Origin of the sequence: Mycobacteroides sp. CBMA 271, from assembly GCF_009729205.1 — a bacterium.
Lineage (GTDB): Bacteria > Actinomycetota > Actinomycetes > Mycobacteriales > Mycobacteriaceae > Mycobacterium.
In genome coordinates, this window is the sequence record NZ_VTHB01000002.1 from 383,904 (window position 1) to 400,572 (window position 16,669).

General features: G+C 63.4%; 13 protein-coding genes. 5 read left to right on the top strand and 8 right to left on the bottom strand.

The genetic code is table 11. From position 1 onward, the window contains the following. Positions 1 to 7 precede the first annotated feature (7 nt). Complete coding sequence (locus FZI91_RS07250; protein ID WP_155938143.1) at positions 8 to 664, bottom strand: MspA family porin; 657 nt, start codon at positions 662 to 664, stop codon at positions 8 to 10. 728 nt (positions 665 to 1,392) lie between these two features. Here FZI91_RS07250 and FZI91_RS07255 point away from each other — a divergent pair. After that, a complete protein-coding gene (locus FZI91_RS07255; protein WP_155938144.1) occupies positions 1,393 to 2,742 on the top strand; it encodes an MFS transporter in 1,350 nt (449 codons plus the stop codon). A 62-nt stretch (positions 2,743 to 2,804) separates the two neighbouring features. Here the strand turns inward: FZI91_RS07255 and FZI91_RS23645 are convergent, their stop codons facing one another. The 5 genes from FZI91_RS23645 to FZI91_RS07275 form a co-directional block, all read right to left on the bottom strand. Further along, positions 2,805 to 3,164: a hypothetical protein gene (locus FZI91_RS23645; RefSeq protein WP_166548240.1), complete on the bottom strand. Its 360-nt coding sequence runs from the start codon at positions 3,162 to 3,164 to the stop codon at positions 2,805 to 2,807. Between the two features lie 300 nt (positions 3,165 to 3,464). After that, positions 3,465 to 5,285, bottom strand: coding sequence for a phosphoenolpyruvate carboxykinase (GTP) (locus tag FZI91_RS07260; protein ID WP_155938145.1), 1,821 nt, complete (start codon positions 5,283 to 5,285; stop codon positions 3,465 to 3,467). Between the two features lie 180 nt (positions 5,286 to 5,465). Next, the gene (locus FZI91_RS07265) at positions 5,466 to 5,813 is read right to left on the bottom strand and encodes a DUF6802 family protein (RefSeq protein ID WP_155938584.1); all 348 of its coding nucleotides are present in this window, start codon (positions 5,811 to 5,813) and stop codon (positions 5,466 to 5,468) included. An 8-nt stretch (positions 5,814 to 5,821) separates the two neighbouring features. After that, positions 5,822 to 7,288: a hypothetical protein gene (locus FZI91_RS07270; RefSeq protein ID WP_155938146.1), complete on the bottom strand. Its 1,467-nt coding sequence runs from the start codon at positions 7,286 to 7,288 to the stop codon at positions 5,822 to 5,824. After that, positions 7,285 to 8,361: a hypothetical protein gene (locus tag FZI91_RS07275; protein WP_155938147.1), complete on the bottom strand. Its 1,077-nt coding sequence runs from the start codon at positions 8,359 to 8,361 to the stop codon at positions 7,285 to 7,287. The genes FZI91_RS07270 and FZI91_RS07275 overlap by 4 nt, the downstream gene beginning before the upstream one ends. A gap of 129 nt (positions 8,362 to 8,490) precedes the next feature. Between FZI91_RS07275 and trmB the strand changes: the two genes are divergently transcribed. From trmB to FZI91_RS07295, 4 genes are read left to right on the top strand one after another with little or no spacing between them, the layout of a single operon-like run. Beyond that, the gene (gene trmB / locus FZI91_RS07280; RefSeq protein WP_203448864.1) at positions 8,491 to 9,282 is read left to right on the top strand and encodes a tRNA (guanosine(46)-N7)-methyltransferase TrmB; all 792 of its coding nucleotides are present in this window, start codon (positions 8,491 to 8,493) and stop codon (positions 9,280 to 9,282) included. Between the two features lie 14 nt (positions 9,283 to 9,296). Beyond that, positions 9,297 to 9,962 (top strand): NYN domain-containing protein, encoded by a 666-nt coding sequence (locus tag FZI91_RS07285; RefSeq protein ID WP_155938586.1) that lies wholly within the window; start codon positions 9,297 to 9,299, stop codon positions 9,960 to 9,962. A 37-nt stretch (positions 9,963 to 9,999) separates the two neighbouring features. After that, positions 10,000 to 13,002 carry an MMPL family transporter gene (locus tag FZI91_RS07290; RefSeq protein WP_162526490.1) on the top strand — a complete coding sequence of 1,001 codons (3,003 nt, stop codon included), beginning with the start codon at positions 10,000 to 10,002 and terminating at the stop codon, positions 13,000 to 13,002. Between the two features lie 9 nt (positions 13,003 to 13,011). Next, positions 13,012 to 13,605 carry a hypothetical protein gene (locus tag FZI91_RS07295; RefSeq protein WP_155938148.1) on the top strand — a complete coding sequence of 198 codons (594 nt, stop codon included), beginning with the start codon at positions 13,012 to 13,014 and terminating at the stop codon, positions 13,603 to 13,605. On the opposite strand, the gene FZI91_RS07300 is transcribed toward FZI91_RS07295, so the two are convergent. Beyond that, positions 13,602 to 15,428 carry a DUF2339 domain-containing protein gene (locus FZI91_RS07300; protein ID WP_155938149.1) on the bottom strand — a complete coding sequence of 609 codons (1,827 nt, stop codon included), beginning with the start codon at positions 15,426 to 15,428 and terminating at the stop codon, positions 13,602 to 13,604. The genes FZI91_RS07295 and FZI91_RS07300 overlap by 4 nt on opposite strands. An 86-nt stretch (positions 15,429 to 15,514) precedes the next feature. Beyond that, positions 15,515 to 16,177 (bottom strand): TetR/AcrR family transcriptional regulator, encoded by a 663-nt coding sequence (locus FZI91_RS07305; protein WP_309224173.1) that lies wholly within the window; start codon positions 16,175 to 16,177, stop codon positions 15,515 to 15,517. Positions 16,178 to 16,669 lie beyond the last annotated feature (492 nt).

Below are 16,669 nucleotides of genomic sequence, written 5' to 3' on the forward strand. Positions count from 1 at the left end.
CCTTGCTTCAGATCTTGGTGGGTTCGCCATAGATGGCGTAGGACGAATGCGCCGACGTGGTCGAGATCCGCAGGTACGCATATGACCGGATGGTGACGTCGCCGCCGCAAGCGTCTGCCTTGACATGCAGATTCGTGACATCGAGAGTGGCGTGCCCCGACGGGTCGAGCCCCATATTCGACATGGGCAGGTCGACTATGACCCCGGGTTCGAGGACTGTCTGCGCATAGCCGGTCACACCGCCGCCCACCGATCCGCCCACCGAGCTGCTTGTCCCGAGGCTCCCGGTTCCGCTCACCCCGCCGGAGGCCGCGCCACCGAATTGGAGGCCGCTGGAAACATCGGATTGGCAGCCAAGCTGGTATCCCATGATGAACAGACTGTCGAGGATCGATCCTTGGCCGCCCTCGACTCGCGCTGAGGCATAAAGGGAAACGAAAGCCTCGCGGGAGTTCTGTGCAGCGGCGAGATTCGGGATCGAGTTGACGACCTCGTTGTAACTAGAGAGGTGAATATGCCACCCATCCGGAGTCACCTGGTCGATGCCTTCCGGAGCCATATCCACAGGTTCCGCAAAAGCTGCGGGCGCCTCGGTTGCGGCCAAACAGCACACCACCGACGCGATGCAGGCAGTGCGGATCCATCGAACGAACATTCCTGCCATGTTGGCCCTCCAGGTGATTAATGAAATCTGCTATGCCCTGATTCATTGAGCGAGAACATTCGATACAGAAGGGGTTGAATATCGCCCCAAATGGATAGAGAGCCGTTCAATGTGGAGATACAAGGAACTATTCCCCATTAGCGATTACATGCCAGAACGCCAGTTACTCAACCCTTCAAATCAGATTCACTCAATTTCCCAAGCCGAATCGGACCCTACCCAAGCAATGGTTAACATCATTACGACTAATGGTTAACTTTGATCGAACCGGGTATATATGCAGGACATCCTCTATTCCCATTTAGGGCTCCCTTCAATTTCCCTATGCGGAATGCTGCTATTCGACATGGAGGCTGTCCCCCATACGGCCGATGGCGGGAGAATCCAGCAACCTGCGGCCTCGTAGCAGCTATACCGGCTAGCCGGTATAGCTGCGTGAAGCCAGCCCGACACCGCTACGGGCGTCAACCCCGACGACAAACAGCGGGGCGCACGGGGACTCTAGAGAGAACAGATCGCACAACCCCGGCCACAACTGAAATCTGCAGATCCAGTAGTCGACTGGCATACGCGCCAGCCGACCAATCAGACGGTGCTCACGTAGGACACGAAACACTCTGGTAGACAGGAATGTACCGATATCCACAGTAAACATGCTGCGCCGCAAGGAAATCCATACTGACCAGCGCTATCGGTGGTGGATTCTCGCCATAGCATGTGCCGTAGAGATGATGCTGGTGATCAACAGCAGTATCGTGTCCGCGGCCCTGCCGGCGACACAGGCCGAACTAGGTTTCAGCGACGATGGCCGCCAGTGGCTGGTCACCGCTTACGTGTTGACCCTTGGCGGACTTCTCCTGTTCGGCAGTCGAGTCGCAGATCTGTGTGGTCTGCGCCGCGCCCTGTTGATCGGGTTAGCGGGATTCGCGGCGGTATCTGTCCTGGGAGGCACTGCTGGCAGCCTTTCCGAACTAGTGGCGGCTCGCATAGGACAGGGATTGTTTGGTGCGCTCTTGGCCCCAGCCTCAATGTCCTTGGTTACTAACAGCTTCCGCGATTCGCCCCATCAGCGGCACGCCTTTGGGGCCTTCGGGGCAGTAATCGGTGCCGCGAGCACCGCCGGCTTGTTTGTTGGGGGAGCTCTGACCGAGCTGATCGGTTGGCGCTCGGTGATGTATGTCAACGTCATCATGACTGCGGTCTCGTTTGCCGGAGTCCTCTTCTTCGTGCGCGGAGGTACCGAAGAGCGGCGACCTAAACTCAGCCCAGTGGGGACTCTCCTGGTCACCGGTGGCCTGTTTACGATCGTGTTCGGGTTCTCACGCGCAGAAGTACGCGGATGGGCCGCCCCTATCACCCTTACGTCGTTTGCCGTAGGGCTGACATTGGTCATCCTCTTCTTCTGGCAAGAATATCGCAGCACGAATCCTCTTCTGCCGTTGCGATTTTGGTGCAACCGTGCGCGAGGGGCCGCTCTGCTAGCGATGTTTTTCGCCAGTGCGGGGCTGTTTGGTGTGGTCCTTTCCCTGATGTGCTACCTGCAGCTGTCGCTGCATCTCGATCCGTTGTGGGCCGGACTAGCGTTCCTACCGTTCTCCGCTGCGGTCATACTTGCCTCGATAGTCGGCAACAGCCTTATTCTGCCCAGATTCAGTGGCCGGACGGTACTCGTTGTCGGGTCTCTCACCGCCGCAATGGGATTGGTCATCCTAAGCCATATCGGACTACATACCCGGTACGACTTGGTCGTGCTACCCGGACTGATCATCGGCGGGCTGGGTAAGGGACTACTGTTCGGAGCCTCTACCCACGGCGCCACCGTCGGAATCCATCCCGATGATTCCGGAATCGCCTCTGCCACTCTGAATATCATGCATCATGTGGGCGGTTCCATGGGAGCAGCGTTGTTGAGCACAGTCGTCGCATCCACCACTGCCGCATCTATCAACAAGCATGGGCCCGGCGACCCGGGTGCTGTTGCGGGATACTCAGCGGCGTTCCTGGTAGCGGCCGGAAGTTGCCTCGCCGCTGCCGCCATAACTCTGATTGTCTGCCCCGCCAGTCGGGAGCGTGGTTGATGTCGAGCAGGGATGCCTGCCACACGGCGTAGACACTGCGGCCGTGACCGAGATCGGGCTAACTAGGACGCGGTGTTCCCGCAAACGACACCCTCGTTTTCGCACTCCGCACCCGTCTCGTCGGGCATCTGGACCCATTCGGATTGGCCATGTTGGCTCTGGACCCGATCGGGATACCAGATGCCCGTTCTACAGACGACCCCCCTGTCCATACACTGCGGACCCGTGCCTCCCGGATGATCGACCCACCCGCCACCCTCATCGCGTGGCTGCTGCGCCTCCGACGGTGCCTCACCGCCTTGCAACAATTGCCCATCATGCGTACCCCCCGGCGCCGGCTTCGGTGTGGGGGCCAGTGGTACAGCATTTGCGACGCCAGGGGCAAGTATGCAGAACGCAGCACTCAACGCGGCGGCGGCCATTACCCGAGGGATTCGACCTGTTCTCAACACTTCTTGATTCCGCTCTTTTCTCAGGTACTCGCTTCGGAGCTGGGCGCTTAGCGCCCACTGAGATAGTGCGACTATTCGGATGGGCCAGCATCCCTGCGAGCATCCGTCGAGTGTGGGGGTCCGCCTCCAAATTGGGTCTCACCGAAACCACTTGAGGCGACCCGATGACAGGCGGACGGGTCCCCTCACACGGAAACCAGGACACTCTTCACCGCAGAGACCGCGGCCCGGTATTACGTCACGAAAAGTCGACGCTCGGCGAAAGGTCTATTACCCCAACCGCTGCTTGAGCGCGTCGAACTCGTCCTTGACGCCGGTCGGCAGCTTGTCGCCGATGAACTCGAACCACTCCTCGATGAGCGGCAGCTCCGCCTGCCATTCGTCGTTGTGCACCGCAAGCGCCTCGGCGACATCGGCTTCGTCGACGTCCAGACCCGCCAGATCCAGATCCTCGACGGCGGGGACGGTACCGATCGGGGTGGAAACACCGTTGGCACGGTGCTCGATCCGGTCCACGATCCACTTGAGCACGCGGCTGTTCTCGCCGAATCCTGGCCACAGGAACCGGCCGTCATCGCCACGACGGAACCAGTTGACGAAGAAAACCTTGGGCAGCTTGGACTCGTCGGCCTGCTTGCCGATGTTGATCCAGTGGTTCAGGTAGTCGCCCACGTGGTATCCCATGAACGGCAGCATCGCCATTGGGTCGCGGCGCACCGCGCCGACCTTGCCCTCGGCGGCCGCGGTCTGCTCCGAACCCAGTGTGCCGCCGATGAACACGCCGTGCTGCCAGTCGCGAGCCTCGGTCACCAACGGCACAGTCGTCTTGCGGCGGCCACCGAACAGGATCGCCGAGATCGGCACACCCTGCGGGTCATCCCATTCGGGGGCGAGGATGGGGCACTGCGACATCGGTGTGCAGTAACGCGAGTTCGGGTGCGCCGCTTTGGTTTCGGTTTCCCGCAGGACCCAGTCCTGACCCTTCCAGTCGATCAGGTGCTCGGGCTCGCCCTCCAAGCCTTCCCACCACACGTCGTTGTCGTCGGTGCGCGCGACGTTGGTGAAGACGGTGTTACCGGCCTCAATAGTCTTCATGGCGTTGGGGTTTGAGCTCCAGTTGGTGCCCGGTGCGACACCGAAGAACCCGAACTCCGGGTTGACGGCGTACAGGCGGCCGTCCTTGCCAAAGCGCATCCAGGCAATGTCATCGCCCAAAGTCTCTGCGCGCCAACCGGGAATAGTCGGCTGGATCATCGCGAGGTTGGTCTTGCCACACGCCGACGGGAAGGCCGCGGCCACGTAGTACGCCTTATTCTCCGGCGAGATGAGCTTGAGGATCAACATGTGCTCGGCAAGCCAGCCCTCGTCGTGCGCCATCGCCGAGGCGATGCGCAGCGAGTAGCACTTCTTGCCCAGCAGCGCATTGCCACCGTAACCCGAACCGTAGGACCAGATTTCACGTGACTCGGGGAAGTGAGTGATGTACTTGGTGTCGTTGCAGGGCCACGGCACGTCGTCCTGGCCTGACTCCAGCGGCGCGCCGATCGAATGCAGTGCCTTGACGAAGAAACCGTCCTCACCCAGCTTCTCCAGTGCCGCGGCACCCATCCGGGTCATCACGCGCATGGAGGCGACGACGTACTCCGAGTCGGTGATCTCCACGCCCAGCTTCGGATCTTCCGCGCCCAGCGGACCCATGCAAAACGGCACCACCCACATGGTGCGTCCGCGCATACTGCCGCGGAACAGCTCGGTCATGGTCGCCCGCATCTCGGCGGGTTCCACCCAGTTGTTGGTGGGGCCGGCATCCTCTTCGCGCTCCGAGCAGATGTAGGTGCGCGATTCCACCCGTGCCACGTCAGAAGGGTCGGACAACGCCAGGAACGAGTTGGGGTGCTTCTCGGAGTTCAGCCGCTGAAACGTGCCGGCCGCAACCAGCTGCTCGGAAACGCGCGCAAACTCCTCATCGGAACCGTCAGCGAACGCCACTCGGTCAGGTTGGGTCAGCTCAGCGATTTCGCGAACCCAGGCGAGCAATCCCGCATGCTTTGTGGGAGCGTTGTCAAGACCGGGAATGGTCGCTGCTGTCATCGAGAGCATCTCCTAGTTGATACCGAGCACGGTACGCAGTTGCCGCACCGGCGCTGGCCGGGACCTTGGTATATGAGGTTAGCGCCGACGATGTTCTTGGTGAAATGGGGTCACTGACAGTTAGTCATAGGCTCGACGATGCACGAGCCAAGGTGAGACCCGCCGAAGGTGAACCACGTACTACTTTTCGCCGACGCGGCCGTGCTCGATGAGTTCCCAGTGGGCACCCGATCCGCGAACCCAGGTCTCATAGGTGCCGTCCGAACCGAAGGTGGTCACCTTGTCGGCGATGCCGTCCTCGTTGAGATCGGAGACGACCGTAAGCCCCTCGGGTTCATGCAGGGCAATGGTGTCGCCGATGCCGTCGTGGTCGGTGTCGATGAGGTCCCTACCCAGGTCCACCAGCTCGCCGCCGTTGGGCAGATACATGTGGTGATCGAGGTGCAAGTCAGGGCTGAGAGCGTGCCCCGGTTCAGGCACTCCCTCGTCCAGTCCTCCAGGTAATCCCTGGTCGAATCCGTCGATCATCACCCCGCCTAATCCTCTTCGCGCAAGCGGCTCATCGACTTATTGTCAGCTTTCCCCACGATCCCGTCCAGCTGTTCTGTGACTTTCGTTAGCGCCTTGTGCACCGACGGCAGGTCGCGGTTGCGCAGTGCCGTTGCCCGCGCGGTATTCATGGCGGCCTCGCGCAGCTCGGTATCTATTTGTCCGACCCGGGCGGCCAGCTTGTCGTTCTCACGTTCATCGATCTCGACCAGGTCGGCGTTGAGTCTGGTCTCCAACTCCAACACCCGCGCGGCCACCCACTGCTCCAGGTATCCGCGCAGCTCGCCCATGGTGTCCCCAAGCCAGCGATCCAGCACCGTGCGGTCGTGCAAGAGTCCCCGCACCGCCACCAGCCACACCGCGATGCAGGCCCCGGCCACCAGGCCCACGACCAACCCGATCAGGGCCAGGCTCGGGCGCGCATACGCCACCAGTCGCGACACCGTCAATGCCGCGCCCAGGCCGAAGAACACCCCGAAGAGCGCCATCATCCGGGTTTCCAGACGGCGTGACCGCACCGACGGATCACTTACTTCGGGCGCCACCGGGCGGTTGGCGCTGGGCCGCGCGGCCACCCAGTGCTGAGTCACGTCGGAGGACACCTCGGCAAGGTGTTCCTCGGTGCCCTGTTCCACCTCGACGACCACCTCGGCCACGCGACGCCGCACTCGGTCGCCGAACCCGGGCACATCGCGCCGTTTCAGTTCGACGATGTCCTCACGCAATTCACCGCCCACCGAGGCGACCCGCTTGCGCGCGAAGTACAGCAGGGTCATGCGACCCTGCGCGATGCGGTTGCGCAGCGCCAACGTCCGCTCGGACTTGCTCGAACGGGTGCGCCGCACCGCGGCCTGCCGCTGATTGCGCAGCTCGTCGGCGCGGGCACCTTCCCCGGCTTCCGGCGGCATATGCAGCATGCCTTGTAGTCGAGTCGCCCAGGCGCGCAGACGATTTCGCTCACCCAGGGCAGGTATTCGACGGGCCTCACGGACGGCGTTCACCAGCTCGTCGAGCCCCGGTGCGGTACCGCGTGTCGATACCCCTAGCCAGGTGATGCCGGCGAACCGGGAATCGTGCCCCGCCAGGATCTCCCTGTTACGGTCCATCACCTCGCGCCAGGACTGGTGCACGTCGATCTTCGACACCACGGCTATGAGTGCATCGGTATTGGCGGCGGCCAGCTGAATCAATCCGCAGTCCGACGGAGTCAGTGGCGCGGTCCCACTGCATACGAAAACCACCGCCCCCGGCGCCTGTCCGTGCCGCAGATCGTCGGGCTCGACGATGCGTACCCCCGACATGCGCGCCGATAATTCGGCGGCCAAGGTGCTCGCGCCGGCCAGCCAGCTGCCGGTCACCATCACCACGTCCTGCAGATCCACCCCGAGGGGACCGAGCGCGGGGTCGATCGCCAGCACCAGCTCGTCGACCCGTTTGTCGGCAACCGTGTTCATGCGCGACCTCCGGCCAGCCGCCACAACCGCAGCGATCCGCGCACGATGTCGGTACCCATCGCGGCGTAAGTGGCGTTCACCGGTCCGGCCGCGAACCGCTGCCAACGCTCGGCGCGGTAACGGTGATCCTCGGGATGGTCGCTGAGCTCTACCCGCATACCCGCCGCCGTCGCGGCGTCCACCGCACACTGCATGGCGGCCACCACCAGGTCATCGCTGGTCAGGAAGGCATCGACCTGCATCGGCAACACACCCGTCACCCCGATCCTGCGAAGTTCGGTGAGCACCGTCCGCATCCGGCGGTACCAGCCTTGGGCGATGGCGGCCCTGATGGCGACCACCACCGCGTCGATACCCGAAAGGTCATGCAGGAGAGCGGTGAGTCCCGGAGGGGCAAGGGTGGGTACCTGCCGCAGCGCTCCGATGGCGCAGCCCATCGGATACAGATCGAGTTCCTGCAGCAGCCGTCGACGCGTCTCCACCGGCACCTCATGCGTGCAGGTGACGAAGGCGTCGACGGAGCTGGTGTCGGCCGGACTCTCGACCATAAGTTTGAGGGCTTCAAGAATGCCCTCGTCGAGGTCGGCAAGCGGGACGTGCGCAGATAACGGCAGCGTCGGAACGCGCATCTCGGCGCGGTACTGGGCGCAGCGCCCCACCGCGGCGGTCCATGGGCCGCGGGCAGAGCCCGGGTCGGTCAGATCGGCCTTGTTGAGGATCAGCACCTTGGGTGCGGCCGATGCCTGCAGGACGGCGCGGTCCTCGGGTTTGAGTGCCTCCGCGAACACCACGACGTCCACGTCGGCCACGAGGGGGTCTGCTCCGTCAACTTCGGGGATCGGAACCTCGATGAGCACGTGCCCCGGCCCGTCCTCGGCCGGCATGGTGCGCCCCAACCCGCCGATCACACTGGTGACTCCCACTCCGGCGCGACCCCGGACGCTGACCCGCAGCGGATCCCCCGCCCGCACCGCCAGGTCATGAATCCGTTGGCCACCGCGGACCTGGCGGATCTCCGGACGCGACGCGAACCGGTCCAGCGTTCCCCGGAAGATCTCGAACCCCCGCGTCATTGCTTTGCAGACCCAATCTGTTCGCGTGTACGGAAATGCTCACATTGTCACCTGCGCCGGCGGTGGGTTCCACCCTGGTAGGCAACTGTTGAGTATCAATCCGCACTGCGATTATGGGATCTGCCGCCGATGGGTGACCATGGAAAGATGCGTGGTGACGGCCAGGAGCAGGGCTGTGCGGTAGCTGAATCAGCCACCGACGAGCTCCCTGGCACCGTCAGCGCTCAGGACCACCACCCCCGCCGCGTATCCAGCTTCCGATCACGGGGGGCGTCGCTCTCCGAAGGTCAGCAGAAGGCCTGGGACAGATTCTGGTCGAGGTACGGCCGCGTGGCCCGTGAGACCGACGGCACCTGCCCACCGCTAGATCCCGCGGCATGGTTCGGTCGCACTGCACCCTTGATTCTCGAAATTGGTTGCGGCACAGGAACATCCACTGCGGCCATGGCACTGGAGGAACCTCAGTTCGACGTCCTCGCGGTGGAGGTTTACCGCAAGGGACTCGCACAGCTGCTCTCGGCGATCGACCGCGAGGGCATTGAGAACGTCCGGCTGATACGCGGCGACGCGCTGGACGTGCTCGAGCAACTGCTGCCGTCGGGGTCACTGACCGCGGCACGGGTGTTCTTCCCGGATCCCTGGCCTAAGACCCGCCACCACAAACGCCGGCTGCTGCAACCGGGCACGGTGGCGCTGCTCTCGGACAGGCTCCATCCGGGCGGCACCCTGCATGTGGCCACCGATCATGCCAATTACGCCGGACATATCGCCGAGGTCGGGGACTCGGAGCCAACACTGGCCCGCCTTGACCTCGACGATCCCCGTATTCCGGTCTCGGTGAAGCGGCCCACCACCAAGTTCGAGGGCAAGGCGCACACCGTCGGCAGCGCCATCAACGACTTCGTCTGGGTGCGCTTGTGAGCCTCGCCGAGGACCTGGAGCGTCCGAACACGGTGGATGAATCTGACCACCGCCGCAGGGTGCTTCGGGTGCTGCTGGTGTGGGACGCCCCGAACCTCGACATGGGCCTCGGCGCCATCATCGGCGGTCGCCCGTCGGCGGAGAACCGGCCGCGGTTCGACGCCCTGGGCCGCTGGCTGCTGGAGCGCACCGCCGCCTACTCGGCGGACCATCCCGACTGCCTCGTGGAACCCGAGGCCACCGTGTTTACCAATATTGCGTCGGGGAGTGCCGAAGTGGTGCGCCCGTGGGTCGAGGCGCTGCGCAACGTTGGGTTTGCCGTGTTCGCCAAACCCAAGATCGACGAAGACAGTGACGTCGACGTCGACATGCTTGCTCATATCGAGCAGCGGTGCCACGAAGGCCTGGCCGGGGTGCTCGTGGCCTCGGCAGATGGTCAGGCTTTCCGCGAACCGCTGGAAGAAATCGCCGGTGACGGGGTGCCCGTCAGTGTGCTGGGATTTCGCGAACATGCAAGTTGGGCACTAACCTCGGATACTCTGGAGTTTGTCGATCTCGAGGACATACCCGGAGTTTTCCCCCGAGCCTTGCCCCGGGTGGGTCTAGATTCGCTCCCCGACGAAGGCGCCTGGCTGCAGCCATTCCGACCGTTGTCGGCATTGCTGACGTCCAGGGCATGAAAACTTAGCGCGTGACAGACGCTAGTTAGGAGATTCTGTGTTCGCCTGGTGGGGCCGAATGGTGTACCGGTATCGGTTCATCGTTGTCGCCGTGTTCGTCGCGATCTGTCTAGGTTCCGGGCTCTTCGGGATCACGCTTGGCGACCACGTGACGCAGAGCGGGTTCTTCGACGACAAGAGCGAATCCGTCAAGGCCTCTCTGATGGCCGACGACGCTCTGGGCCGTGACCGGACCACGCACGTCGTCGCCGTCATCGCGGCGCCCGAGGGTAAGACCGTCGACGATCCAGCCTTCCAGAAGAAGCTGACCGACCACTTCGATCAGTTACAGAAGGACAACCCCGACCAGATCTACGGTTGGGCAGGCTGGCTTCGCGCGCCGACGACCACGGACCCCACCGTCATGCGGATGGTGACCCCGGATCGCAAACACACCTTCGTCTCGATCGCCCTCAAGGGTGATGACGACGACACCATCCTCAACAACTACAAGGCACTGGCGAACCCGAAAAAGGCCACAAAACCCGATCCCGCGGATAACAAGTTCCTGCTGAACGGTGTCGATATCCAGCTGGCCGGCCTACAGCCCGTCGCCAGCGAGCTGACCGGAACCATCGGCACAGATCAACAGCGCATGGAAATCCTGTCGCTGCCGGTCATGGCCGTCGTGCTGTTCTTCGTCTTCGGTGGTGTGATCGCGGCCGGGCTCCCCATGATGATCGGTGGTCTGACCATCGCCGGCGCCCTGGGCATCATGCGACTGATCACCCTCTTCGCTCCGGTGCACTTCTTCGCCCAACCGGTGGTGACGCTCATCGGTCTGGGTATTGCCATCGACTATTCGCTGTTCATCGTCAGCCGCTTCCGCGAGGAGATCGCCGAGGGGTACGACACCGAAACCGCGGTCCGCCGCACCGTCATCACCTCGGGCCGTACCGTCCTCTTCTCCGCCACCCTCATCGCCGGCGCACTGATGCCGATGCTGATCGTGCCCCAGCAGTTCCTCAAGTCCCTGACGTACGCAGGTATCACCACGGTGATGCTGGCTGCGGTCTTGTCGATCACCGTGTTGCCGGCCTGCCTGAGCGTGCTGGGTCGGCACGTCGATGCGCTGAGTATCAAGCGGTTCAGCCGAACCAAGTCACGCGAGGAGCTGGAGAACGGCTTCTGGGGCCGCACCGTGGTTTTCGTGATGAAGCGACCGCTGACGTTCGCGGTCCCGATCGTCATCGTGATGCTGCTGCTGATCGCCCCACTGAGCAATCTGAAACTCGGTGGCTTCAGCGAAAAGTACTTGCCACCAACCAATCCCACGCGCGAGGCGCAAGAGGACTTCGACACGCTCTTCCCCGGTTTCCGCACCGAGACCATCACCATCGTTACCAAGGGCGCCACCGACACGCAGCTCAACCAGATCCGTGCCGACGCCATGAAGGTCCCCGGATTCGTTGAACCCGATGGCGACAAGACCCAGATGTGGCAGCGACGTAAGGCCGTCACCCAAGACTCGGATACCAGCGTCAAGGTCATCCAGAACGCGCTGATCGATCGCAATACCGCCGGCGAAAAAGTCAAGGCACTGCGCGACATGCCCGTCCCCAAGGGCGTCACAATGTACGTCGGCGGCACGCCCGCGCTGGAGTACGACTCGATCGAAGGCGTGTTCAGCAAGCTGCCGATCGTGATCGTGATCCTGGTGTCTATCACAGCGATCTTGATGTTCCTGGCGTTCGGCTCGCTGGTGCTGCCGATCAAGGCCGCCGTCATGAGTGCCCTCGGTCTGGGCTCGACGATGGGCATCCTGACGTGGATATTCGTCGATGGACACTTCTCCAAGTGGCTCAATTTCACCCCGACACCACTGACCGCTCCCGTCATCGTCTTGATCATCACCGTCATATACGGCCTGTCGATGGACTACGAAGTGTTCCTGATGTCTCGAATGATCGAGGCCCGGCACCAGGGACTGTCGACCACCGAAGCCGTGCGCGTGGGTACCGCCAACACCGGCCGCATCATCACTGCGGCCGCGCTCATCCTCATCGTGGTGGCGGGCGGGTTCGCCTTCTCCGACCTGGTGATGATGAAGTACCTGGCATTCGGCCTCATCGCCGCACTGATCCTCGATGCCACCATCGTGCGCATGCTGCTCATCCCCGCGGTCATGAAGCTGCTAGGGGACGACTGCTGGTGGGCTCCGGCCTGGATGAAGCGCGTGCAGGTCAAGCTCGGCCTCGGCGAGGTCACCCTCCCCGACGAGCGCAAGCGTCCAACAGGCCGCGAGCAGGCCATCGCCGCCGCAACGTCGCCCGTCGGGTCCAACGCGCGCACCACCAAGCTGCAGATCCCTTCCGAGCGCACCCGATTGCCCTCGACACCCACACCACGCCAGCACGATCCGTCGGCTCCAGTGCGACCAACTCCTCCCCCGGCCGCTCCCCCGACCACACCGGTCAACCTGCCGCCGCAAGGCACTGCCGGTACGGGGGCCGGTAGCGATGCACCCGCGACGACGCGGATGTCGGTGCCCGGCAAGAACATTGCGCCTACCGATGCACCCACCACCCGCGTGCCCGGCGGGAACCCGGCAGGTCCCGACGCTCCGACCACCCGCAGCACTGCCGCCGGGACGCATCGTCCGGCCCGCAACGCCGACCGGGAGATCGAGTCGTGGCTCGGCGAGTTGCGTGGCCCCAAGCAGGCCGGACCCGCTCCCGCCGACCAGTCGGCGGATGCGACCACCGCGATCCCGGTGTCCAAGCCGCAGCCCAAGTCCCAACCGGCACAGCCGAACCAAGCGAATGCCGCACCGGGTGAGGACGCGACGACGGCCATGCCCATCGCCAAGCCGGATGCCACCCGGCAGGGCCCACCGCGGGCTCCCCGCCCCCGTCCTCAGCAGCCGGCGCCTGCCGACGCCACCGACGCGTTGCCCGCGCCCGGTGCCAAACAGCAGCAGTCCGACGACGAGACCCGCCGCAGCCGCGGAGGGAGCGTCAGCGCCCAGGACCTGCTGCGCCGCGAGGGACGCCGCATCTAACTTCGCGTCATGTTGTCATCTCGTCTCGGACAGATAGTTGGCCGCTACGTGGGCGGGGTCATCACCGCGCGCATCTATGCGTCCGAGTTCATGCTGTGGCGGTCAGACGAGATTCAGATTGGCGGAAGGCTGTCTGACCTACCCGTCGTGAGTGAACTTTTTACCGATATCAACGACTACTGCGCCGACTACATACCCTCACCGTGGGATCCGCTGTGGATCTCCGAGGCAGAGATGCGACACCGATTGATGACAGAGCGCATCCCTGCCCTAGAAGAATTGTTTGGCAAGGGCGTCGTCGAAGTCCAGTCGCCCGATGACGCTTACCTCGCAAGACGCGAACAGCTGGCCCGCCGCATCGGCAAGGCCCTCGTGGACTATGCAGGCGGCACGACCAGCAGCGGTACTTTCATCGCCGATATCTATGCGATTCAAGCCGACGGGGACCGCTGGCAGGTCTTCCATGAACTGTTCGATACCGCATACTCGGATGCGGCGGCATTAGAGATGGGGTCGCCGGATGTTGGCAGCGACTCCTATGGGCGTGACGCGAAAATGCTTGCAGCAGAGCGGGCACGCACCCTGCAGGGGACATTTCTCTAATACGGTTGGTCTTCGGATTTACCTGCGAGGGTGGCGTATTCACGCGCGTAAAGCGTTCCTCCGCCGAGCAGCAGCAGGCCGGTCACGATGAACGCACCGATCCGTGCGATGCCGTCAAGGGTGGCCAGGTCAAACAGAAACAGCTTGGCGACGGCCATCGAGGCGAGCACGAATCCCGTTCTGGTTACCCAGCTCTGGTCGCGGTAGTGCCGCAGACCGGCGAGCAGCAACGCCACCGACACCGCCATCCAGGACACCGTCGCCATACCGTGGCCCAGCAGGAACCCGTCGTTACTACCCAGCAGCGCCGTGCCCGACAGCACGACGGCTGCGGTCCCCGCATACAACATCGATGCCCCGGCCAGCACACCTCTGAGGGAAGCAGACTGCGGACTCGCCCAGCCGACTCGGTGCATGGCCGCCATCACCATGCCCACCGTCGCCACCGAGAGCACGCTCGCGACGATCAGCAGCGAGCCAGCCTCGCGCACGGCGCTATTCGAATCGGTCAGCAGCTCCGGGGGCACATAGGCGACATACGCCAACCCGCCCAGCGCGCCGAAAATCTGACCTAGTACCAACGAAATACGCTCCTGCAGCTGGTATCCAATGGCAGCGAAGGACAACGCGATAGTCAGCAGTACGACCGCAAGCAAGGCTTCCTTCGTGCCCTCGACCGAGGCCTGCATCAGCGCCAGACCTCCGATCGCGGCCATGGTGATGCGCGTATGCACCGGCAGACCACCGACCAGTAGCAGCACCGCGCCCATCACCGCGGCGACTCCGACAGGCACCAGCACGCCAAGCGGCCACACCGCAAAGGACAAGGCACTGTAGAGAACCGGAGCCGCGGCGACGCCGATCATGATCGACGAGGTGAGGTCTCCGTCATCACCGGTGAGCAGCCACAGCGAACCGACCAGGGTGACCAGCAGCGCCAGCACTGCCATGACGAGCAGCGCGTGCGGCTGTCCGCCGTGCGTGGCGCGAAGAGCGAGCAGCAGCGTCACAGCGACGCCCACGGTCCGGAAGGCGTGCAGCACAGGCCAATCCCGACCCATCTGGGCGGGCAAGCTGGCGATCAGCAGCACCAGCGCGAAGGCCGCCAGCTCCACGGTGAATCCACCGGTGAGGATCGGGGCCAGCACGGTGATCGCGGCGACCACACCGGCGGCAAACGGCTGCGAGTTCCACTGCCGCGCCAGTACTAACCCGGTACCGGCAATTGCCAACCCGAGAGCCAGGCCGATCGCCACCGGGATCTTGTCGTAGATCACTGTGAGCGCCAGCACATCGAAGAAGGCGGCGGCGAATCCTGTTGCTGCGGTGGCAATACCGCCGACCCTGCCGCCGGGGCGGGATTGCACACGAACACCCAGACCAACCAGCCCTGCCGCCAGGACGGCGCCAGACATCATGCGGGGTATCGGACCGAAGTATCCACTCTTGGCGGCCAGCACCAGGAGCATGACCACACCTGCGAGCGTCACCACTGCGCCCGCAAACGCCATCGCCTTGCTGGCGAATCCCTCGCGGGTCCAGAACCGTTCCTGCACCTGAGGTGCCATCCTGGGCACGTCCGACGCCGGCGCCAGCACTGGAGTCGAGACCAGTGACACCGGGGCGACGGCCTGCGGCATTATCGGAGAAACGCCCACACTGCGCCGGTAATCGTCCCAATACTGCTGCGCTCTAAGGTATTCGGCCTGGGTCCATTCGACCATCCGGCCGCGCAGCGCATCGAGCTCGGCACGCAACGCACGCTCTCGCCCATCGAGTTCAGCCAGCGCCGCGGTCAGCTGCTGCAGCTGCGGAGATGTCATGCCTCTCAGAGTGGCGTCTGCTCAATCCGAGGTGAAGGCGTAAACCTACCGTCGCACCTAGGGGTTTCTCACCGCGCTAAGTAGCACTACTCATCGAGAAATGGTCCGGCACGGCCGGGAGCACCTACCTGGACCTGCGCCAAGTAGGCGGCGTGCAGAGTTCGACTTACGAAGGATTCGCGCTCACCCCACGGTAGGTTCGGCCGTGTCACCAGCAGGGAGGCGATTCCGTGGGTGATCGCCCACAACTGTAGCGCCGAACGCACGGCACTACCGGGAGGAAACCGTTCTTCGTCGATAAGTTCTTGAACGATGCTTCTCAGTTGGAGAAATGCTGAGCTGTCCAGTATTTCAGAAGAATCACCGACGGCACGTGGTGAACCGGAAGTCGCGAATCGATACATGAGCGGATTTTCCGCGGCGAACCGCACATAGGCCACACCCAACGCATGTAGTCGTCCCGCCGCGCCAGGGACATTCGATGTCGCTCGCTGTAGCTCCTCCCCGAGCTGTTCGAAGTATGCCGCGCACACGGCATCTACCAACTCGTCCGTGCTTGAGAAGTGCCGGTAGAAGGAGGGTGCCGTGATGCCTAGTGCTCGCGTCAGTTCACGGGCGGACGGAGCCCGCGCCTCGCCGGACCTGTGGATAAGCTCCATCGCCGTGTCGATGATCTGCTGTCGCAGCAGCCACCCCTGCCCCCTGGGCAGACGCTGCCGAGGTGCGGTTGCGTTGTCTTCACCACCCACGTGTCACTCCAACCGCATGTTCCGGATCAGCGCGGGGGTTCAATCGGCAATGTCGGCCCGCCTTGCGAGCGTTGACGGCTAACAGTCGATCGCCAATTCCATAGACGGCCCTATCCCGCATCACACCGATCGGCCTACGGCACTCCAGTCCACTTCCCACCCGAACTGCGGACGCGCACAATCGCTTGCGCCCAGCTCAAGCACATGAAGTAAACATACGTTTACCACGATATTGACAGAATCGCAAACAATGTTGACCCGCGTATCGAATACCGCCACACCAGACGATGCCCGCGCAGCGCACCCACCCCTCCAGTGCGCACCAGCCTTGCGCCCCTCCATCCAACGTGATAAACAAATGCTTACCTTAATGCCGTTTATACAGCTAGGAGTCCTGGTGCCCGAAGGAAAACGGTTCCCTTGCGGGGTGCACACCGATGGCCCGGGCCGGCTCGCCGACCTCACCCAATTGCCGGGAGGAATCCGCAGATA